General features: G+C 39.5%; 19 protein-coding genes. 3 read left to right on the forward strand and 16 right to left on the reverse strand.

The features are described from left to right. Positions 1-106 precede the first annotated feature (106 nt). The 3 genes from KNQ97_RS06055 to lgt all read right to left on the reverse strand — a co-directional run bounded on the left by KNQ97_RS06055 (position 107) and on the right by lgt (position 1,731). Positions 107-469, reverse strand: coding sequence for a hypothetical protein (locus tag KNQ97_RS06055; protein WP_049081884.1), 363 nt, complete (start codon positions 467-469; stop codon positions 107-109). 10 nt (positions 470-479) lie between these two features. After that, positions 480-839 (reverse strand): hypothetical protein, encoded by a 360-nt coding sequence (locus KNQ97_RS06060; RefSeq protein ID WP_000889270.1) that lies wholly within the window; start codon positions 837-839, stop codon positions 480-482. Positions 840-912: 73 nt separating this feature from the next. Then, positions 913-1,731 (reverse strand): prolipoprotein diacylglyceryl transferase, encoded by an 819-nt coding sequence (lgt, locus tag KNQ97_RS06065; RefSeq protein WP_000959085.1) that lies wholly within the window; start codon positions 1,729-1,731, stop codon positions 913-915. Positions 1,732-1,824: 93 nt separating this feature from the next. On the opposite strand from lgt, the gene KNQ97_RS06070 reads away from it, so the two are divergent. Further along, positions 1,825-2,604 (forward strand): NRDE family protein, encoded by a 780-nt coding sequence (locus KNQ97_RS06070; protein ID WP_000335019.1) that lies wholly within the window; start codon positions 1,825-1,827, stop codon positions 2,602-2,604. A gap of 48 nt (positions 2,605-2,652) precedes the next feature. Here KNQ97_RS06070 and KNQ97_RS06075 read toward each other — a convergent pair whose 3' ends face one another. The 5 genes from KNQ97_RS06075 to KNQ97_RS06095 all read right to left on the reverse strand — a co-directional run bounded on the left by KNQ97_RS06075 (position 2,653) and on the right by KNQ97_RS06095 (position 8,983). Then, complete coding sequence (locus tag KNQ97_RS06075) at positions 2,653-4,986, reverse strand: PhoX family phosphatase (RefSeq protein ID WP_058062151.1); 2,334 nt, start codon at positions 4,984-4,986, stop codon at positions 2,653-2,655. Between the two features lie 208 nt (positions 4,987-5,194). Then, positions 5,195-7,375, reverse strand: a complete 2,181-nt coding sequence (locus tag KNQ97_RS06080) for a PhoX family phosphatase (RefSeq protein ID WP_253611978.1) — start codon at positions 7,373-7,375, stop codon at positions 5,195-5,197. A gap of 173 nt (positions 7,376-7,548) precedes the next feature. Then, positions 7,549-8,319, reverse strand: coding sequence for a twin-arginine translocase subunit TatC (tatC, locus tag KNQ97_RS06085; RefSeq protein ID WP_253611979.1), 771 nt, complete (start codon positions 8,317-8,319; stop codon positions 7,549-7,551). Next, a complete protein-coding gene (gene tatB / locus KNQ97_RS06090) occupies positions 8,316-8,753 on the reverse strand; it encodes a Sec-independent protein translocase protein TatB (RefSeq protein ID WP_000887763.1) in 438 nt (145 codons plus the stop codon). Before tatB ends, tatC begins: the two co-directional genes overlap by 4 nt. An 11-nt stretch (positions 8,754-8,764) precedes the next feature. Further along, positions 8,765-8,983, reverse strand: a complete 219-nt coding sequence (locus KNQ97_RS06095) for a Sec-independent protein translocase subunit TatA (RefSeq protein ID WP_000908081.1) — start codon at positions 8,981-8,983, stop codon at positions 8,765-8,767. Between the two features lie 227 nt (positions 8,984-9,210). On the opposite strand from KNQ97_RS06095, the gene KNQ97_RS06100 reads away from it, so the two are divergent. After that, positions 9,211-10,086 carry an AEC family transporter gene (locus tag KNQ97_RS06100; RefSeq protein ID WP_023897339.1) on the forward strand — a complete coding sequence of 292 codons (876 nt, stop codon included), beginning with the start codon at positions 9,211-9,213 and terminating at the stop codon, positions 10,084-10,086. Positions 10,087-10,281: 195 nt separating this feature from the next. Here the strand turns inward: KNQ97_RS06100 and rdgB are convergent, their stop codons facing one another. The 8 genes from rdgB to KNQ97_RS06140 all read right to left on the reverse strand — a co-directional run bounded on the left by rdgB (position 10,282) and on the right by KNQ97_RS06140 (position 19,310). Beyond that, entirely contained in the window at positions 10,282-10,908 is a 627-nt protein-coding gene (gene rdgB, locus KNQ97_RS06105) for an RdgB/HAM1 family non-canonical purine NTP pyrophosphatase (protein WP_199939312.1), read from the reverse strand. A gap of 59 nt (positions 10,909-10,967) precedes the next feature. Beyond that, complete coding sequence (locus KNQ97_RS06110) at positions 10,968-11,342, reverse strand: hypothetical protein (RefSeq protein ID WP_223151255.1); 375 nt, start codon at positions 11,340-11,342, stop codon at positions 10,968-10,970. A 313-nt stretch (positions 11,343-11,655) separates the two neighbouring features. After that, entirely contained in the window at positions 11,656-12,243 is a 588-nt protein-coding gene (locus KNQ97_RS06115) for a tetratricopeptide repeat protein (RefSeq protein WP_000751692.1), read from the reverse strand. Beyond that, positions 12,240-12,833, reverse strand: coding sequence for a methionine biosynthesis protein MetW (gene metW, locus KNQ97_RS06120; RefSeq protein WP_001217230.1), 594 nt, complete (start codon positions 12,831-12,833; stop codon positions 12,240-12,242). Before metW ends, KNQ97_RS06115 begins: the two co-directional genes overlap by 4 nt. Next, positions 12,833-13,993, reverse strand: coding sequence for a homoserine O-acetyltransferase (locus KNQ97_RS06125; RefSeq protein ID WP_000009640.1), 1,161 nt, complete (start codon positions 13,991-13,993; stop codon positions 12,833-12,835). Before KNQ97_RS06125 ends, metW begins: the two co-directional genes overlap by 1 nt. Positions 13,994-14,076: 83 nt before the next feature. Further along, positions 14,077-15,774 (reverse strand): 2-isopropylmalate synthase, encoded by a 1,698-nt coding sequence (gene leuA, locus KNQ97_RS06130; RefSeq protein WP_000978841.1) that lies wholly within the window; start codon positions 15,772-15,774, stop codon positions 14,077-14,079. A gap of 458 nt (positions 15,775-16,232) precedes the next feature. Further along, a complete protein-coding gene (locus tag KNQ97_RS06135; protein WP_000581251.1) occupies positions 16,233-16,916 on the reverse strand; it encodes a Fe2+-dependent dioxygenase in 684 nt (227 codons plus the stop codon). A gap of 105 nt (positions 16,917-17,021) precedes the next feature. Then, a complete protein-coding gene (locus tag KNQ97_RS06140; RefSeq protein ID WP_253611980.1) occupies positions 17,022-19,310 on the reverse strand; it encodes a TonB-dependent siderophore receptor in 2,289 nt (762 codons plus the stop codon). Positions 19,311-19,724: 414 nt separating this feature from the next. Here KNQ97_RS06140 and tig point away from each other — a divergent pair, with 414 nt between their 5' ends. After that, entirely contained in the window at positions 19,725-21,059 is a 1,335-nt protein-coding gene (gene tig, locus KNQ97_RS06145; RefSeq protein ID WP_001198432.1) for a trigger factor, read from the forward strand. Positions 21,060-21,072: the final 13 nt, after the last annotated feature.

A 21,072-nucleotide genomic window follows, 5' to 3' on the forward strand; every position in this document is an offset into this window, starting at 1 on the left:
GATTAATTTCCATAAAATAAAAGGGGAGACGGTTCATGGATTAATAAACCGTGGAAGATAATAGCATGCTTTAACGATAGGTAGGAAAGAGAGCTACATTTACTGTTTAAAAACGTTTGGCCCGATTTTGATAAATCGAAACAAGAAAAAATCCAACCAGTACAAAGCCTAAAGCTTGTATTGTTGCAATCCAATTGTGTTGAGGGGGCAGTAACCACATTATAATAGCAACAATAATGAGAGGGTAAATTCTAAGCAGAAACTGGAGCTTAAGTTTATGTGAACTGTGCTCTGGAATTTTTGTTTGTAAATATTGCCCGAAGTGAAGCCCGGACCCTAACACGAGGCTAAGAACAGTGTAAGTCGGCGATAAAGGCTGTACTTGATTGGCTGCATAAATTGCAGCACAAACGACAATAATGAAGATGAGTTTGATGTGACGCGGTGCGTTATACCAATAAGCCAACATAAAAATGAGCCTATTTGTTAAATAACGATTGAGGTGAAAAAATAAAAGCAGCAAGCGCCATAAATGCGATTCCTTGAACACCCCAGATCAGCAAGTTAGGCATGGTTTTTACAAAGATAAGTGCAAATAAAAGAGCGATAGGAACCCACGTAAATAGGCGGTAAAGTAAGCCAGTCGGGTTACTTTGAGCAAAATGCAATTTAAAGTAACGGCAGATTAAAAAAATAACCCCAGTTCCTGTAAACATTAAAATGGTATCTAAAGGCAATGGTTGATATTGATATAACCCAATACAGATTAAGAGGGTAATAATTAAAATGATTAATTTTTTAAAAGTCGGGACTTGCGTATTAAACCAGAATTCCAGCATGGCGAATCTTCTTTCTTGGGAGATAAAAACTGTAGCATAAAAAAGAGGAGCCGAAACTCCTCTGATTTAGATGTTAACTGTTCTTTTGAGGGCCCCAGTCATAAATTTTCTTTTGGTAGGCATACCACATCATCCAAAGGCCTATCAGTAGCATTGGAACGGTGAGGATTTGTCCTTTCGTCATCCAGCCAAACAAGATGAAACCTTGGTCAGCATCCGGCTGACGGAAGAATTCCATCACAAAGCGTGCAACACCATAACCCATTAAAAATAGGGCAGATACAGCCATACGTGGGCGTGGTTTTGAGCTAAACCACCACAAAATAATAAAGAGTAATAGCCCTTCGCAAAGCGCTTGGTAGATTTGAGAAGGGTGACGAACCAGATGTAATGGATCGGTTGGGAAAATCATTCCGAATGGATAATTCGGATCTGTGACCGCACGACCATATAACTCTCCGCCAATAAAGTTACCAATACGTCCGAACATTAAGCCTGTCGGTACACAAGGGGCAACAAAGTCGAGTGTCTGGAACCATGTTTTTTGATATTTTTTACACCAGAATAGCATTGCGATCATGACGCCTAAGAAGCCGCCGTGGAAGCTCATACCACCTGTCCAGACTTGGAATAACCAGATTGGGTTTTCAAGGAATTTATCAAACTCATAGAAAAGCACATAGCCGATACGTCCGCCGAGTACAACACCTAAGGCGCCGTAAAACACCAGATCGGAAACCATGTCCGATGTCCAGCCATCACGCTGTTTGGCACGGTAGGAAGCAAGCCCCCAAGCACATAAAAATGCCAATAAATACATGAGTCCATACCAATGGACTTGAAGAGGTCCTAGATGTATTGCGACCGGATCGATATTAGGATAGGTCAGCATTGCTGCTCCTTGATCTTACGTTTTGACAGATTGTAGCGGAATGATGTGAAAAATGTTGTACATTCAATGTGTAAACATAGGGAACAAGAATCAATGTGTATTGTGGCTTTAGCATGGCATGTTCTGGATGATATGCCCTTGTGTCTGATTTCAAATCGTGATGAATTTTATCATCGACCAACCGCATTATTGCATCAATGGGAACATACGCCAATCATTGCAGGGCAAGACTTACAGTCGGGTGGTACTTGGATGGGTGTTACGCCGCAGGGCCGATGGGCTGTGTTAACCAATTTCCGTGATGGACGTGATAAAAAACAATATGAGACCTCTCGTGGTCATTTGGTTCAGGCTTTTTTAGAGTCTGATTTGTTACCGATTCGCTTTGCTCAGCAATTAGAACAACAGCAACAGAACTTTGCTGGTTTTAACCTGTTTATGGGAACTGCTGATCAGGCGGTCTATATGAGTAACCGCGGTGAGGCTCCTCAAGTATTAGCCAACGGCGTATATGTGGTTTCGAATGGTTTAATGTCCGATCACTGGGAAAAAACCAGACATTTACGTACACGTTTTACGCAAGAGTTCTTGCCTATGCATCAGCACAAAACAGAAGAGTTAAGTTTGCAGCATGCAGCGTGGGATATTTTAGAAGATGAGCGTAAGGTCACCACAGCATTGTTGCCAAACACGGGCATTCAGCCGGAAATGGAAGAGTTATTATCATCGACTTTTATTCAAAGCCCCGTATATGGAACACGGTGTTCGAATTTTTTAAGAATGACCAATAATGAATGGATATGGTTGGAAAAGACCCAGCAAGGTGAACATAGTGGTCAAATTGTGCAGCAACAGGTTCTCTTAAATCGATAGAAATAAAAAATGCCGATCAAGTGATCGGCATTTTTCTGGGTAAATCAATTAACCGGCAATAACGCCGCCATCTTTACGGGTAATCACAACAGTTGCTGAGCGTGGGCGCGCAGTTTTATTGCTTGGGTCTTTTTGTGTGGCAGGCCAGTTACTTTCTGGTTTCGCGTAACTTGGTGAATCTTCACCAGGGTGCTGAACATTAATGAAAATTGCTTTGTAGTCAGGAGTCATGGCAATACCAGTAATTTCACATTGCTTTGGTCCGACTAAGAAACGACGTAATGTTGCGTCTGTAACTTTGGCACCTGTTATGGTCTGCTGACCATTTGAAGTTGTTGCTGTACTACCATCACCGATTTGACCCGGCAGAGCTGCAAGCATCATACAGTTAGTAACATCAGTGTAAGCGCCGTCATCGGTTTCAATCCAGAGAACGCCACGTGGGTCAAACCACATACCATCCGGAGATGAAAAATCATTGTTATCTGTTAAGCCGGATAAGTTGATGTTTGAAGCCATTGATGCTTCTGCGCCAAATAGGTAGATATCCCATTTGAAGGTTTCAGCAGTCGTTTTGTCATCCGTTTCTTTAAAACGGATAATATGACCGTTTACGTTTCCTTTTTGTTCTTTTGTGCCTGCATATAGGTCTGTATAGTTGCGTGGGTTAGCTGCATCAGTTGCATAGTCTTTACCACGATTTGAGTTATTGGTGAGTGTGACATAAATTTCACCATTTAATGGATTGATCGTACACCATTCTGGGCGGTCCATTTTTGTAGCGCCTACAGAATCTGCTGCTAAGCGTGCAAATGTAACAACGTCTGCCTGTGACTTAAACGGGTAGGTGGTGTTGCTTTCATTTAAGCCATTTTTGCCATAAGCAAGTTCAATCCATTGACCTGAGCCATCGTTATTAAACTTAGCAACATACAATTTGCCTGCATTCATGTATTTGTCGCCAGCTGTATAACCACCGTTTATATCTTTGGTGTCCCACACAGCGGTTGAAACGAATTTATAGATGTATTCACCACGAGAGTCATCACCCATATAAAATGCTAATGGTTGACCTACTACGGCACGGCAAGCACTGTCTTCATGTGCGAAACGGCCTAATGAAGTACGCTTAACCGGATTTTGGCGTCCATCAAATGGATCAATCTCAACCATCCAGCCAAATGTATTTGGCCCATTTCGGTAATCTTGGGTAGCTTGAGCTGCTTTTACATCGGCATTCCAGCGATCATACAAGTCTTGTGACTCTACTTGACCAATTGCTGTTTCCCAGCCGTAACGCGAACTTGTGCCTAAATAAATTTGTCGCCCTTGTTCATCAACGTTAGGGATTAACTCACCATTTTTATCTTTTAAGTAAATGATCTTGCCATCTTTATCTTTTTTAGGTGCACCTTTTTCATCTTTCTCATACAGATAAGGTTCATCTTTTTTAACGCCTAAACCATAACGTTTTAATGCAATTTTTTCTGCATCTGTACGTGCATATTCATCGCTACCCGAACGTTGGAAATAACCAATAAAGTTTTCTTCAGTGGTTAAATAAGTGCCCCAAGGTGTATAACCGTTACCGCAGTTATTATGAGTGCCACGTGTTTGACGTCCAGCAGGTGAGAAGCGAGTTGCAAGCAGGCTTGAACCCGCTGCAGCACCTGCAAACTCCATAACTGTAGAAGCTGTAATACGACGATTAAAAATAGAGTTTTTAACAATCTCTACTTTTTGAGTGGTTGGATCTTTTTTAATATGAATTACAGAAACCCCATGTGCATTGGTTTCACGAATGACTTCATCTTCAGGGCGACGTCCATCCACTTTTGTAGGACCTTTGGGATGAAGGAAGGTCTGATTAATATATTCGTGATTCATCACCAACAAACCTTGTGCTGACACAGTCTCGTCAAAGCGGTTTGTTGATGTGTTTAAGCCAAAATAATGCATGCCGTCATGGCAGTCGCCAGAGCGAAACTGGAAGCTTGGGCCAGATGGAATATTATTGTCGTCCCAATCTCCAACTCTTGGATTGATTGAGTCACCTAAAGCGTAGATGACATTAGCTTCATAACCTTCAGGTACAGTCACAATATCATTTAAATTTTTAGCTACGGGCGTAAATGTGAGTTTTTCCGGTTTTTTATTTGGATCTACAGGTGTGGTTCCACCATTATTAGAGCCGGAGTCATCATCGTTATCATTACAGCCAGTTAAAGTAGAAGCTAAAGTCAGTGCTACTGCACCGCTTGCTGCTTTGGTGATTAAACTACGACGACTGATGTGTTGTTCTAAAATGTCACGAAAGTGGATATTGTCAGAAGTATTATTATCCAATTCTTGGTCTTCATGATATGGCGTCAGCTCTGTCATGGGAAATTCCTAAGTAAATAAAGAGATTGTTCTAAAAGTCTTCATGAGCTTAGTTTGTGAATGTGACGAGGCTTTGACGTTTTGATGATAAGTTAATGAAATATTTGACCGTTTAGTGAAAGGTTGAAGGAATTTTATTTTTTTAATGAGACTTTAAAAATAAAAGAAACCTGCATAAAGCAGGCCTCTTTTATAGTGTTGAAAGAAATTATTTCTTCACAACAGATGGTGCAATTGGGTCGGCAGTGATATAGCCAACTGCTGCTGCAAATTTATTACTGTAGTTTGTATTAATTGCAGTATCAATTTGAGCGAGTAAATCTGCGCTAATACCAGTACGAACACCATCTTTTTCTTTGTAGAAACGGTTCCATTCATCACCAGGATGCTGGAAGTTGCTCATGATGTAAGTCCAACCATTTACCTCGTCGACTGCATGTAGACCCGTCGATTCAGCACCTGCCGGTGTAGATAAAATACGGATGAGCTGTTTGGTATCAACGTTATAAGCCCATAAGAAGTTATTTAAGTGGTTACCAGAGTCTTCACCGATAAATAAAGTGCGAAGTTTTTCTGAGAACTTCAAGTTATCAGGGCTAGCAATTTGCTCTGGGTCAGCGGTGTTCCCTAAGCTGTCAAAGCTAATATCTTTACCTTTAATAAGAAGGTTAGATTGACTAGGTACCCACTCACTATTGATTGCAATATTTGAGCTGTCTTTCTGGCCACCAGTTAATGTGTGCTCCAAAATACCACCAGCAGTGATTTTCGGGAATTTAACGTTGTGCTCAGCAAGATAACCGCTACCACCTTCGACCATTGAATCGACAATATTAGCTAAAGCCGAATAAGCTTTTTTATCTGCAATATTGACTGTTGTGCCTTCATTTTTGGTCAATGCCATTGAAGCACCCATGTAAGCAGCATAACGGTGTGTTTCAAGGAAAGCCGCTGCAAGTTTAGTTCTGTCGCTATTATCTTTAAGCTTGAGATATACGCCAGTTTTACTTAAATAAGTAAATTTAAAACCTTGAGCGTCCAATTCTGCTTTTTGGGCAGCTTGTTGTAGTTTTAAACGCTCTTTTGCAGCTTTGGCTAAAGCTTGTTGTTCAGGAGTACCTTTGTCGCCTGCATCAATAGCCTCTTTCTCTGCTGTTGTTGCATCGCTTGGATATTTAGCAATTTGTAGAACTGACTCAAAAATATCAGTTCCTTTAATGCCGCTCTTGATGAGGTTTTCAATCTCGGCACTTGTTGCATGACCAAGTCTGATCCAAGAAATCTGACCAGTCGTTGTATCACTAAGTACTGTTGTATATTTTGCAACGTAGAGTGTACCTGCAGATAAATCTTTCTCCTTATCTGCAACGAACATAAATAGTCCGCCGTTGGTATAGTCATCGCCCATTAACACAGTGCGGTTATCCGGGAAAACCTGTACAAGTTCGTGTGAAATACGACCTAAACAATAGTGCTTTGTAACGCGACCAGTACCATCTGCATTTACGGTAATTTCTGGCAAGTGGCCATAGTTATATGGATTGGCAATGTTTTCATCGCCATATATATTTTTACTGAAGGCTTTAAGTGTTGAAAGTGATTGACCTAATTTTTGGTCAAAAGCATCTGGTTCGTATTCTTCACTAGAAAGATGAGTTCCCCATGGAGATAAACTTGCACCACAAGTAATCCATAGTCCATGTGCACTTGAAGTATCAACGTTATGGTATTTAATTAAAGTTAAGTGACCTGTCTTTGGATCTTGATCTAAAGTTAAGACAGCAATCGGAGATGATAATTTACCGTAAGTATCACCACCATTTTGGTCTTTTGATAGATATTCAAATTGGACCACATGGAATACTGGGTTACCGGTTACACCTAATGCTTTTTTGTCAGCATCTGTGAAATCTTTGCCTGTTGCTTGTTTGAAACTAATGAGAGAACTACCATCTGGGCAGTCAGAGAAGAATTGACGTTCTTTACCTGCAACTGATTTATCAATAATTGGCTTATTATTAATATCGTAATAACCACCCGCGATGACTTTTCCTCCTTTACCATCAGGCACTTCTGTACCTGTTAAGAAGAATGGTTTGTAAGCGAGTTGGTATTCTGTTTTGCTGCCGTCTTCCCATGAAATAGCAAGTTTTGATGCACATGCTGTTGTGGCAATATCTGCTACCGTTGAAGGAGCTGGCATTGAAGTGAACGTTGCATTCTTAAAGTTAATTGGCTTTGACGGCGTGACAATAGATGAGTCGTTATCGCTATCGTTACAACCTGCTAACGTTGCTGCCGTAGCCATCGCACCTAATGGAAGAAAAGGGATCCCCGTAAACCATTTTAAAATATCGCGACGTGTTGGGTGGTTAGAAGCAGTGGTCATAATAAATCCGTAACTTTTGTGTGTATATTTGTTGAGTCGATTCTATGGATTGAAAATGACACTTTTCTTACATTTTTAAGTCACTTTGAAGACAGTTTATTGCTTTGTAGATTAAAAAGCGTTCTACATAAAAAAAGCCTGAACTTAGAAGTTCAGGCTTTTATATATTATTTTTATTCAGCAGAATAGGTTTTTCTCTTTTCAAGAATTTTGCCGAAGAGTAAACCTATTTCGAAAAGTAGCCACATTGGAATTGCTAGCATCACCATCGAAATCGCATCGGGTGGGGTAATAAACATCGCTACAAAGAAGCATCCTACAATAATAAAACGTCGTTTTTCAGCAAGGCTTTGCGTATTTACCACACCAATCAAAATAAGTAGCAAGGTCGCGATAGGAATTTCAAAAGTGACACCAAACACCAAAAATAGCTTTAAGCAGAAGCTTAAATAACTATTAATGTCGGTCATTGGTGCTACCGTTTCAGGTGAAACGCTAATAAAGAAATGTAATATGGCAGGCAGGGTAATGTAATAAGCAAAAGCGACACCCGCATAAAATAAAATAATACTACCGATCAGTAACGGCAGCGCTAAATGACGCTCTTTTTGATAAAGCGCCGGGCGAACAAAAGACCATATTTCATAAAGAATAAATGGCATTGCCAGCATGAGCGCAACAAATAAATTAAGTTTAAATGGCGCCATAAAGGTTGCTGTAACATCCGTTGCAATCATGGAAGATGAGGCAGGAAGTTGTAACCTTAGAGGCTCAGATAATAATTGATAAGTATGATTTCGAAAGGGCAGTAAACAAAAAAATAAGAATAATGTTACCCCTACAATCCTAAATAAATGACGTCTTAAAACCACCAAATGATTCATGATTGGCATTTGGTCTAGGTTTTCTTGACTATTTACAGCGGTTGAAGGCAGTTGGTTCATACGGCAATCTTCAATTCAACAGGAGATGTTTCTGAAATATCAGTTTGAGGAGCCAAAGGCTTAACTTTAGTCAGATACGGCACTTTGTAATGGCCCGATATAGGAGTACATTTCCAAATAGGCTTTTGTGTTGTTTTAGCTGTTTCAGTTGCTTCTAAAGATTCTGAAACCTGCTGTTTTTGTATTTCTTCAAGCTGTTGTTGTACTTTACGTTCCAATGCTTCAATGCGGTTAAGTTCCTCTTGCATTTCTTTGCGGAACTCAGACAGACGTAGCTCCTGATCAATCTCGTTTTGCAGATTCGTAATATAGCGTTTTAGTCGAACATACCAGCGACCTGCAAAGCGTGCAGCTTCCGGAAGCTTCTCTGGACCTAAAACTAAAATTGCAATAATTGCAAAACAGAGTAACTCTGTCATTCCTACATCAAGCATGGGTCAAACCTTTAGCTTTTCACTGATGTGCTTTCAGATGTTTTAACTTGTGCATCAATTGTACGAGGGCTATTTAAAGATGCAGCTTCATCTTCTTCACGAACTGACTTTTTAAAATCTCTTACTGCACCGCCTACATCTTTACCGATATTTTTTAGCTTAGATGTACCGAACAATAAAATAACGACAATTGCGAAAATAACGACATGCCAAATAGATAAACCAGCCATGATTTTATACCTCTTTTTAGTTCGCTTTATATCAACAGGTTGCCATGACAGGAATGTGACATTTATATTTCATTTTTAAGACAATATTTATAAGTAGACACTTACGATCAGATTTTTAAATTTTATCGAGCTTCGTTCTTAGACGAATTTACTTGAAATAGATCATACATTTCAAAATCAAAAGGTGTAGCATAACAAGCTGATTTTGACGAGCGAGAGGAGAGAGCGTGGCATTATTACTGCCTGTATTGGCATTTATCACAGGACTTCTACTTGCTCAGACCTCCATTTCAGAAACCGTAAAACCTATTCTCTCAGCTTGGCTTGCACGACTCCTGATACCGATTGTGATTATTTACAACATGGTCTTTTATCAATCGGGAAGCTTGAGCTTAATGCTCTTTAGTTTTGGTTCGGCGTTCATTATTTTCTTTGCTTATCTGGCTTTATTTAAAGACCGCTTATTGGCACTTTGCGTAAGTTATACCAACATGGGATGGCTTGGTTTTCCTTTTGCTATGGCTTTATTCGGTCCTGAAGCAACTGCTCCAATTGTTGCTTTATATATTGGAATGTCGCTTTTTGGCAATGCTTGGGCTGTGACTGCCGTTACTACGGCACCGCAAAGTAAGCTCAATATATTAAAAAAGGTTTTAACTTCTCCGCCTTGTATATCGATATTCTGTGCTGTTGTGCTCAGACTTTTAGGGGCCCAACATATCGAAAGCCCTGCTATACATTGGGTTTATGAGGTTGCTAAATTTGCAATGACTTTTGCAGGTATGTGTGTGCTTGGAATGTGGCTGCGCCGTACCAGAGTTTATGCAAAAGATTTAATTTACAGTACAAAAGCTCAAGCATTTAAAGTGGCCTGTGGATTTGTACTTTGTGGATTAAGTTATAGATTTTTACCGATTCCAAATATAAATCAGCACATCGGTGTAATGTTTTTAATGTTTTGCTTGCCGCCAGCAGCCAATATTGTTGCGTTAGAGACACATTATCAAGGGACAGGGAGATCTGCGGCTTATATCGCTTCAGGGACGATTGTGAGTTGTGTGTGTATTGCGATTTATGCAGTGTTTTTACACTTGTTCGTCTAATTAATTATTTAATTATAAGTTTCCTGCACTTGCTGGTGCGAAGGCGGCATGGATGCCGCCAGTTAGACTGTGGCACAGGGAAGTGCCATCAGTCTAACAAAAGATTTTTGCTTACTTTTCATCTTTGAAAAGTAAGGTTCGCCTATACAAAGTTTAATCTGTTTTAACGCTGTATAGTTTGGCCGTGTGATCAGCCTACTTCTGCAAGCTCTCTCTAAATAACTGCATCGCTTGCCCACGATGACTAATCTTATTTTTTTCTTCTTTAGACAACTCAGCGCTAGAAACTTGTAGCTCTGGCAACCAGAACAGTGGGTCATAGCCAAAACCATTTTCACCACGTGGCGCTTCTAAAATTTCACCATGCCAGATGCCTTGGAAAATTTGTGGCAATGGATCTTCCGCATGCGTTACTAGAGCAAGTACGCACACAAACATACCTTCAATCGCTTCACCATTTTTACGAAATGGCAAAAGGTCATTTAATAATTTGGCATTATTCGCTGTATCGTCGCCATGTTCTCCAGCATAACGTGCTGAATAAATACCAGGTGCGCCCCCTAAAACCGGAACACAAATACCTGAGTCATCAGCCATAGCAGGTTTACCTGAAATTTTAGAGGCATGACGCGCTTTAATAATGGCATTTTCAATAAAGCTTAAGCCGTCTTCAATGGCGTCGGGAATATTAAGGCGACCTTGAGGAATAATTTCTACAGGTAACTTGAGCTGTTCAAAAAGTTTTTCAAACTCTGCGACTTTACCTTTGTTATTACTTGCAAGGACTAAAGAGCCCTGATCAAACCAATGTGGGGTAGACATAAGATAAACCGATCTAAATTTTGCGTATTTTAACCCATTTTAAAAATTATATAGCTGAATTATGAATATGGTTGAATAGAACATTTTTTCCTATTAAAAATGATTCGGGCTGTATAGTTTTCTGTCTCGATCAAAGATGTTTGTTGTGGGAGCTTACTTTTGCAATCAAAAGTTACACCTCCAAAAATTGAAGGGAGATTGAAGTCAATATAAGAGATAGGGTAAAAATGCTCTTGGGAATAAAGAGGGAGTTGAAAATGAAATTTATTGTTTGACTTTATTTGTATATCACTGATTTCGGTATCTGTATTCTTTCTGAGTGTTGGTAGCATCAAGATCGTTTCACGTTGTAGATGGGTTGTGATAAACGGGAAAAAGTAATCAGACTCATACATCCCATAAGCTGCTGAATTTATTTGTTCTAACTCTTTCATGAAATCCTTTTGTGTATAGCCATTTTTATAAGAAGTAATTTGAATCGTGAAATTTAACATTTGAGAATGATCGAAAAAGAATGGCTTTAGTATCTGAAATATAATAAGACCACTAACTATAATAAAAATACTGATATAAATTGACAGTTTAAATTCATTCTTATTAAACATTAATTTTCTATTCTCTATAAGTACTGATTTAACAGCAAAATTAGCCTTACGGTTTTTTATATGATACAGAAAAGAACTATCGCAATAAAAAAACCGACTCTCACAAGTCGGTTTTTAGATCTTTCAATAGATCTAAGCAAGATTATTGTGCTTGAATCCATTTATCCGCGCGGTCACGTGCCATACGGATTTGCTCTTGAGTTAAGTTTGCAGCAAGAGCCGTCTTTTTACCTTCAGATAAGCTAATCACTTTATTGTCGAGCATGCCATCACGAGTTGAAAGTTCATACCACTGGTAAGCACCTACGTAGTTTTTCTTTTGCTCTTCCATCATCGCAAGGTTATAGCTTGCACGGTTATCGCCGTTACTTGCCGCTTTTTCGAAATACTTACGAGCCATAGCTTCGTCTTTCTTAACGCCAATACCATCAGCATACATACGGCCAACATTTAATTGCGCAGGTGAAAGACCTTGATCAGCAGCAGCTTTAAACCATGCAAATGCTTGTTTATCGTCTTTTGCTACATCTTTGCCGTATTGATAACGTGTACCAAGATAAAACTGTGCTCCAGCTTGACCAGCTTGAGCCGCTTTTTGAAGGTCATGAATCCCCATTGTGGAGAAGCGCGCAGCTTGGCTCGCAACCGATTGTGGCTGGGCGATATAATCTGCATGAGCCTGCATACTTAGCAGTCCTGCAATTAGTGTGCTAAATAATGTCTTTTTCATAGTGCACTCACTCGATAAATAGCGACTTCACCAAACAAATTCGGAACATGTTTACTTAACAGGCTTCCCTGCTGGTTTCCATTGACGGCGAGTCGATTAATAATTTGTATTTGATTTTCCGCACATAGTGCTTCGAAATCTTTAAACGTACATAAATGAATGTTGGGGGTGTTATACCACATATATGGTAGAGCATCCGATACAGGCATCATCCCTTTTAATGCTAGAAAAGAGCGAGTCTTCCAGTGTGCAAAGTTTGGAAAAGTGATAATGGCCTGTTTACCCACACGCACCATGTCTCTTAATAAAACATCGGGTGCATCTACGGCTTGCAAAGCCTGTGCCATAACCACATAGTCAAAAGACTGGTCGGCAAAACGGCTTAAACCGAGATTCAAATCTTGTTGAATAATATTTAACCCGCGACTGACGGCAATTGCAATCTTTTCTTGATCAATTTCTAAACCATAAGCACGAATTTGATGCTTTTGGCTCATATGAGCGAGTAATTCACCGTCACCACACCCTAAATCGAGTACGCTAGAGCCGGGTTTAATCCACTTTTCTGCTAGTTGTTGATCAATACGCATTAGCTTGCCTCCAGTGATGTCGATTTTAAATGTTCTTCACCGCCTAAGAAAGCGCGCAGTGTTTTGACATACAGTGGAATCGGGAATAAGAACGAGTCATGACCTTGTTCAGCATCAATATCAAGATAACTTACCGGTTTATGATTGGTAATGAGTGCATCTACAATTTCTTGTGAGCGACTTGGTGCAAAACGCCAGTCAGTGGTGAATGAGACAATCAGGAACTGGCATTTGGTTTTACTCATCGCTTCTGTAAGCGAGTGTCCGTATTCACGCGATGGATCAAAATAATCCAAAGCTTTGGTCATAATGAGATAAGTATTGGCATCAAAGTTACGACTAAACTGTTCACCTTGGTAACGGAGATAACTTTCGACCTGAAACTCGACATCAAAACCGTACATAAACTTGCCGGATTTTAAATCACGACCAAATTTTTGTTTCATGGCTTCTTCAGAAAGATAGGTAATATGGCCAACCATACGAGCCAAAATTAGACCACGCTTCGGATAGCTATCATTTTCCAAATAACGACCATGATGGAAGTCCGGGTCAGACAGAATTGACTGACGTGCCACTTCGTTAAACGCAATATTTTGTGCTGAAAGCTTTGGCGCACTGGCAATAACGACACATTTTTGTAAACGATCAGGGTAGTCTACCGACCATTGTAATGCCTGCATGCCACCCAAAGAACCGCCGACCACCGCATACCAGACACTTATTCCTAAGCGGTCAGAAAGCATGGCTTGAGTTTTGACCCAGTCACGGACCGTTACTAATGGGAAATCTGGACCATAGGGACGATTGTCATTTTCAGGATTTGGTGAAGTTGGACCAGTCGACCCACTACATCCACCAATATTATTAAGCGCAACTACAAAAAATTTATTTGTGTCGATTGCCTTGCCCGGGCCAATACAGCTATCCCACCATCCAGCTTTTTTATCATCTTCATGGTGATAACCCGCTGCATGATGATGTCCGGAAAGGGCATGGCAGATTAAAATCGCATTTGATTTATCTGCATTTAAAGTGCCGTAAGTTTCAACCATTAACTCAAAGCGCGGTAAAACACGGCCACATTCAAGATGTAAGGGTTCTTCAAATTGGAACTTTTGCGGAGTGACTAACCCCACTGAGTCAGCTGGAAAAGACACGGGAACATTTCGCCTTTTAAATCTTTCAGGAATAAAAAGAAAGGATACCAAGCTAGGTATCCTTTCCAAAGTCTTTTTTTTAATTAAACAGCGGCGGCAACAACCTGATCTGTACTTAAAACACCTTGATCAATCAAACGGTTGGTACATGCAATAATAGCTTCAATAGATGAAGTGACTGTGTTGTCGTGGACCCCTGCACCAAATGAGCCTCTGCCTGTACCTTTCACTTGAAGTTCAATTAAGGTTAATGCTTTGGCATTTGCACCTGAACTAATACTGCGTTCTTCGTAGTTCAATACATCAATTGGTAATTGAAGTGCATTTAAGAATGCAGAGATAGGACCATTACCTTCGCCACGTAATTGTTGAGTTTCACCTTCAACATCAATCTCAAGTTCAATAATTTGAGTACCATTAATGTCAGATAACTTATAGTTTTTGACCGTGTAATGGTGGTTTTTCACTTCAACATACGTGTCTTTAAATAAGGTCCAGATTTGTTTAGCACTAATCTCTGTACCATTCTCATCAGTATACTGTTGAACAACCTGACTAAATTCGATTTGTAAGCGACGAGGCAATACAACGTTATAGTTTGATTCTAATAAGTAAGCGATACCGCCTTTACCAGACTGACTATTTACGCGAATGACAGCATCATAGTCGCGGCCCAAATCTTTCGGATCGATTGGTAAGTAAGGCATATCCCAGATTTCTTCGTTTTTCTGGTATTCAAAGCCTTTTTTGATTGCGTCCTGATGCGAACCAGAGAATGCAGTAAATACCAAGTCACCTGCATATGGATGACGGGGGTGTACAGGTAAACCAGTACATTCTTCAACCGTTGCAATGACTTCATTAATATTAGAGAAATCTAATTCTGGCGCTACACCTTGGGTGTACATGTTCAATGCAATTGCTGCAACGTCAACGTTACCGGTACGTTCGCCGTTACCAAATACGCAGCCTTCCACACGGTCGGCACCTGCCATAATGGCAAGTTCTGATGCAGCAATACCACAGCCACGGTCATTGTGACAGTGAACGGAAATAATCACGCCATCACGACGTGCCAAATTACGATGCATCCATTCGATTTGGTCTGCATAAACATTTGGTGTTGAAACTTCGACAGTCGCTGGTAAGTTCAAAATAACTTTATGATCTGGACGTGCATCCCAAATTTCTGTAACCGCATCACAGACTTCTTTTGCTACTTCTAATTCAGTTGCAGAGAAGCATTCTGGGCTATACTGGAAAATCCAGTCAGTTTCAGGATATTGCGCAGCATATTCTTTCACTTTCTGAGCTGCATTCACCGCCAACTGTTTTGCGCCATTAACATCTACATTCAACACTTTTTGACGGAAAGTTGGAGAGTTAGAGTTATAAATATGCACAATTGCACGCTTAGCACCTGCTAAAGCTTCGAAAGTACGCTCAATTAAATGGTCACGTGCCTGAACCAATACTTCAATGTATACATCATCAGGAATATGATTTTCTTCGATCAACATACGAGTAAAATCGAAGTCAATTTGAGACGCAGAAGGGAAGCCGATTTCAATATGTTTAAAACCGATTTTTACAAGCATTTTGAACATTTTGAACTTTTGTTCCATGTTCATCGGTTCAAAAATTGCTTGGTTACCATCACGTAAATCCGTGCTCATCCAGATTGGCGCTTTTGTAATTTCATTATTTGGCCATTGGCGATCTGGTAAATCGACTCGCTGGTACATACGGCGGTATTTTTTGCTAGGGTCAGCCAACATCATGAGAAAACTCCTTATCTCGTAGCACGGTTGCGTCAAGTATCGTGTGAAAGGCAACGTCTACAGTTATATATGGTATCTAATACAGAAAAATTAAAGGGAATTTGAAAAGGTCTGCTCTAAAATACAGACAAAAATTTATACGCGCGCGAGGCGCAGCATCAGGAGTTCGAGATGATGTCTTGCTTGAGTAGGCTGGGCAAACAAGTAATTCGTTTTCATCTATAGACCATGAAATAGTAAGTTTGGTGGTTTGCAAATATGCTTATTGTTTAGATATACCACATCTAAACGATGATTACACGTTGTGCAAAAGTCTTATAGAGATTTTAATTTCAGTGTTTAGAAAATAATTTTCTAATTTTGCATTGTTTTATATTTTATCGAAAATAATTTTCATTATTTTGCCTTATTGAGATAAAAATAATTAATTAGCTCAAATAAGGCAAAAATAAATAGTGTTACAGTTCTGACCACATACGGATTAGGTTGTGATAAATATTAGTTAATTTCATGACTTCAGAATAGCTATCACCATGTGATTTACGGAGTTCACGAATACTTTCATCTAAACTAAATAAAAGATGCCGTTTACTATCGTCACGTACTAAACTTTGAACCCAGAAAAAGGAAGCAAAACGAGTACCTGCTGTAATACTACTCACTTCATGTAGACTGGTAGATGGGTAGAGAACTACGTCACCAGCAGGTAATTTAACTTCGTGATAACCATAGGTATCTTCAATAACCAGATCACCACCTTCATATTCATCTGGCTCACTTAAAAATAATGTACATGATAAATCTGTACGAATTTGTTCCGCTGTACCACGAATAAGGCGAATTGAGTTGTCTACATGAAAACCAAAACTTTCATGTTCATCATAACGATTAAAAAGCGGTGGAATAATTTTGTGAGGCAGGGCCGCGGCCTGAAACAAAGGATTTTGCCAAATTGCTTTGATGACTATATCACTTAAATGATGGGTAAGGGGGTCTTGTTCTGAGAGTTGCTGATTTCTTTTCACCGAAGCAGACAAGGTGCCAGCAGTCACTTTTCCACCTACCCAATTGGCTTCTTCCATGAGCTTACGAAACTCGGCAACTTGCTCTTTGTTTAAAACATTGGGGATATGATGAATCACGGCAAACACCTTTTAATAGATACTTCATTTGTAAAAATAGCCTCATGACGAGGCTATTTTATATGAACTTTAATTAATTCCATAAATAAATTATGGAATTTATTCTTAGTATTTAAAGTTAATCGCTAAGACAGCATTACGACCATTACCTTCAAATGCGTAGTGAGCTGCATGCGCACTAGTGAAATAGCGCTTATCAGAGATATTGTTGATGTTAAGCTGCAAATTCACATTCTTATTAACATCATATTTAGCCATAGCATTGTAAATGGTGTAGGTTGGCAGATATTTCGGAGCAGTTGTGTTCACAAAAACTTGATCGCGATATTCAACACCAGCACCTAGAGTCAATTGAGGCATTACTCGGTAAGTAGACCATAGGGTAGCGCTGTTTTTCGCTACAAATGGGAGAGGTTTACCTTCTTGAGCAACTGCATTATAGGCAGCTTCGGTAATTTCACTATCTAAATAGCTATAGCCTGTAGAAACATCCCATTTGTCGGTAATTTTTCCGTTCAGACTAATTTCAAATCCATCAACTTTACTTTTACCTGCATTGGCAGTCGTAGTAGGGTCAATTTGGATACGTGTATTTTGCTTTTCAGTACGGAAAACTGCTGCTGTTAAGTTCGCACGGTTATTAAATAAGTCCCATTTTGTACCTAACTCGAAAGTACGTGCTTCTTCTGGCTTGAGAGCATTTGCACTCGCACTTGCAGTACCTGAGTCGCTAATAGAATCTGAACCTGTGTCACCCTCAGCAAGCACACCTACTGGGTTTGCTGACGTAGCATAGCTTAAATAAATACTACCATCTTCTGTTGGTTTAAAAACTAAACCAGCTTGGTAAGAGAAGTAGTCTGTATCGCTTTCTAATTTATCACCAGCTTTATGAGGAGTACGTCCATCTACATCCTTATTATATTTTTTCTCAGTTTCAAATTTATCCCAACGCACACCTAAGTTAAGTAACCATTGGGGATTAAATTCAATACTGTCTAAAGCATAAATGCCTACATTGTGACTACGAGTGGTCGATTGTGCTGTGATAGATCCACGCTTATCTGTGAAGGTACCATTGCCTGGATTATTTAAACTTGTACACCAGCCATTTGCCACAGCAGCAGCTGAAGTACAGTTTTGAATATTGCTGTCTAAAATGGTCGATGTGGTTTCACCAGCAGCATTAGTAAAAGTATGTACACCTTGATCTGTTTCTTGGAAACTCCATTCAGTACCGACATTAAAAGAATGCTTTAATGAACCAGTATTAAATTTGCCTCTTAGGGAAAGTTGATCACTATATGCATCGGTATCGAGAATACGACTTAAAGCACGACGAGCAACCGTACCTCTATAAATGTTACCTTTTGAGTCATCTGCGTTGGTATAAACATAATCTGATTTAGATTTGTTGTAAGTCGCTATATTCGATAACGTCAGGTTTTCATTAAAGTCATGTTCTAATTTAAAGGTACCGATATGGTTTTCACGTTTGTCAAAATCACGTGCTTTCCAACCATAATAAGTTCCAGCTTTTACATCAACAGGTTTACCATCACCAGGTGTTACTGTAACCCCAACAGGAGGCTTTGCTGGGTTTGCATTGTTAAAAGGAATGCCTGCATCAGGTTCATCATTGCTACGTAAATAATAGTAGCTTAGTGTTCCGCGTGTTGCTGTATCTAAGCCAAAAGTAATACTTGGAGCAATACCTACACGTTTATATTCAGCACCATTACTTTGGCCGGCTTTCTCATTTTCGTGGCCCATAATTACTACACGGCCAGCAATACCGTTACCAAAATCTTTGTTCGCATCTAATTGAATATGACGATAGTTGTCGGTACCGCTTTGAACACTACCTTGATATACATCACCTTCATGAGCAACTTTAGGGATGAGGTTAATACTGCCCCCAACGCTACCACCACCACCAAGAGCAGAAGAAGATCCTTTAATGACTTCAACTTGCTCAATAGCAAACATATCTCGATTCTGAGAAGTTGTATTACGAACACCATCTACATAAATAGAAGATTGACCGCTATAACCACGAATGTAAGGCATATCTGTAAACGGGGTACCGCCTTCACCAGCACCTAATGTAATACCAGGTTCATAGCGTAACGCTTCGAGTAGGGTATTAGAGTTTGTATCTTTAATTAATTTTTGAGAAAGAATAGAGACTGATTTTGGTGTGTCTTTGAGAGGAGCTACGAATTTAGAGTTTGCAGACTGATCGACCTTTAAAGATTCTTCTTGAGTCGCTTTAGTATGGATAGTTGGTAATTGCGAAACTGCTTCTTGTGCCATTGCAGTTGTTGCTATCATCGAGAGAGATGAGGCGATTGCAGAGGAAACAATTTTTTTACGTGTTCTAATCAATGACATGACTTTCAGGACTTAAATATAAACGTTATGCGAATAATAATAATTCTTATTTATATGTACAGTTTGTGTTAATTGGATTTGCCGATAGAATTGTGAAGGAAATGTGAAAGTTTTAATCACTTTTAGTTACAAATTGGCCCTAATTAATTGATTAAACTTAACTGTTTGGAAAAACGATAACTTTATTAAAATTAATTGTAATTTTAGATTTGTAAAGAATAGTTAAAAAATTACTTTTGATTAACGTTGCATTAAAAAAAATTAAAAAATCATAAAATTACTGTGAAATTTCCTAAAAATACGTCCTTCAATTTTATGATCTGATCGGTTAATTTTGTATATCTTGAAAGTTGTCATATAATACAGCACTTTTTTAAAAACTGTTCCTACTAACTAATTTTTATCGAGGAAGCCATGCAAGTAACGACTGAAGCGGTTTCGGGCGTTGCCCGTCGTTTAAATGTTTCTGTACCGACGAGCCGTATTAACGAGCAATTTGAAGCTCGTTTGAAGCGCACTGCCAAAACTGTGAAGATCAACGGCTTCCGTCCGGGCAAAGTACCTGCAAACGTTGTTCGCCGCGAATACGGTGCAAGTATTTATCAAGAAGTTGTGAATGACATCATTCGTGACAGCGTATTTGAAGCAATTCAACAAGAAAAAATCAATGCGGTAGGTATGCCGAACATTGAGAAAGTTGAACATAAAGAAGATGCTTTAGTTTTTGAAGCAACTGTAGAAGTTTATCCTGAAGTTGAAGTAAAAGCATTTGACGGTTTGGAAGTTGAACGTAAAACAGCTGAAATTAAAGACGCTGACGTTGACACCATGATCGAAAACTTGCAAAAGCAACGTCAAACTTGGGCTGTAACCAAGGGTATGGCGAAAAAAGACATGCAAGTGACTTTTGACTTCGAAGGTTCTATCGACGGTGAGAAGTTCGAAGGCGGTTCTGCTGAAGACTTTAAACTTGTGTTAGGTTCAGGCCGTATGATTCCTGGCTTCGAAGACGGCATCATTGGCATGAAAGCTGGTGAAGAGAAAGTTATTGATGTAACTTTCCCTGAAGATTACCAAGCTGAAAACTTAGCGGGTAAAGCAGCTCAGTTCAAAATCACTGTGAAGCAAGTTGAAAAGCCTAAACTTCCAGAGATTGATGCTGAATTCTTAAAAATCTTCGGTGTTTCTGAAGAAGAAGGCATTGAAAAATTAAAAGCTGACGTTCGTAAAAACATGGAACGTGAAGTTCGCAATGGTTTACGTAACCAAGTTAAACAAGCTGCATTTGATGCTCTTGTTGCTGCTAACGAAATTGAAGTTCCAGCTGCAATGGTTGCTCAAGAAATTGACCGTCAACGTCAACAAATGGTTCAACAGTTCACTCAACAATTTGGTGGTGCAGGCGCGCAATCTTTTGACAAGAGCATGCTTCCTGACGAATTGTTCAAAGAACAAGCAGAACGTTCTGTTAAGCTTGGCGTATTGGTAAGCAAAGTATTAGCTGATGCTAAACTTGAAGTTGACCAAGCACGTGTTGATGCTTACATCGACGACATGGCTTCTTCTTATGAAGATCCAACTGAAGTGATTGAATACTTCAAAAATGATGCTCAACAACGCGCTCAAATTGAAGCTGTTGTGTTAGAAGATCAAGTTGTTGATCACATCTTAGCTTCTGCTAAAGTGACTGACAAAGCAGTATCTTACGAAGATTTATTGAAAGAACAACAAGCTCGCCGTATGGGCTAATCTTTTGAGAAGT

This window comes from Acinetobacter sp. UC24323 (genome assembly GCF_024151445.1).
GTDB lineage: Bacteria > Pseudomonadota > Gammaproteobacteria > Pseudomonadales > Moraxellaceae > Acinetobacter > Acinetobacter baumannii.

What these genes read in the sequence shown, in the direction of transcription:
- KNQ97_RS06055 (WP_049081884.1), bottom strand. Translation starts at nt 469, where the DNA reads ATGTTGGCTTATTGGTATAACGCACCGCGTCACATCAAACTCATCTTC.
- KNQ97_RS06060 (WP_000889270.1), bottom strand. Translation starts at nt 839, where the DNA reads ATGCTGGAATTCTGGTTTAATACGCAAGTCCCGACTTTTAAAAAATTA.
- lgt (WP_000959085.1), bottom strand. Translation starts at nt 1,731, where the DNA reads ATGCTGACCTATCCTAATATCGATCCGGTCGCAATACATCTAGGACCT.
- KNQ97_RS06070 (WP_000335019.1), top strand. Translation starts at nt 1,825, where the DNA reads ATGTGTATTGTGGCTTTAGCATGGCATGTTCTGGATGATATGCCCTTG.
- KNQ97_RS06075 (WP_058062151.1), bottom strand. Translation starts at nt 4,986, where the DNA reads ATGACAGAGCTGACGCCATATCATGAAGACCAAGAATTGGATAATAAT.
- KNQ97_RS06080 (WP_253611978.1), bottom strand. Translation starts at nt 7,375, where the DNA reads ATGACCACTGCTTCTAACCACCCAACACGTCGCGATATTTTAAAATGG.
- tatC (WP_253611979.1), bottom strand. Translation starts at nt 8,319, where the DNA reads ATGAACCAACTGCCTTCAACCGCTGTAAATAGTCAAGAAAACCTAGAC.
- tatB (WP_000887763.1), bottom strand. Translation starts at nt 8,753, where the DNA reads ATGCTTGATGTAGGAATGACAGAGTTACTCTGTTTTGCAATTATTGCA.
- KNQ97_RS06095 (WP_000908081.1), bottom strand. Translation starts at nt 8,983, where the DNA reads ATGGCTGGTTTATCTATTTGGCATGTCGTTATTTTCGCAATTGTCGTT.
- rdgB (WP_199939312.1), bottom strand. Translation starts at nt 10,908, where the DNA reads ATGTCTACCCCACATTGGTTTGATCAGGGCTCTTTAGTCCTTGCAAGT.
- KNQ97_RS06110 (WP_223151255.1), bottom strand. Translation starts at nt 11,342, where the DNA reads ATGAAAGAGTTAGAACAAATAAATTCAGCAGCTTATGGGATGTATGAG.
- KNQ97_RS06115 (WP_000751692.1), bottom strand. Translation starts at nt 12,243, where the DNA reads ATGAAAAAGACATTATTTAGCACACTAATTGCAGGACTGCTAAGTATG.
- metW (WP_001217230.1), bottom strand. Translation starts at nt 12,833, where the DNA reads ATGCGTATTGATCAACAACTAGCAGAAAAGTGGATTAAACCCGGCTCT.
- leuA (WP_000978841.1), bottom strand. Translation starts at nt 15,774, where the DNA reads ATGATGTTGGCTGACCCTAGCAAAAAATACCGCCGTATGTACCAGCGA.
- KNQ97_RS06140 (WP_253611980.1), bottom strand. Translation starts at nt 19,310, where the DNA reads ATGTCATTGATTAGAACACGTAAAAAAATTGTTTCCTCTGCAATCGCC.
- tig (WP_001198432.1), top strand. Translation starts at nt 19,725, where the DNA reads ATGCAAGTAACGACTGAAGCGGTTTCGGGCGTTGCCCGTCGTTTAAAT.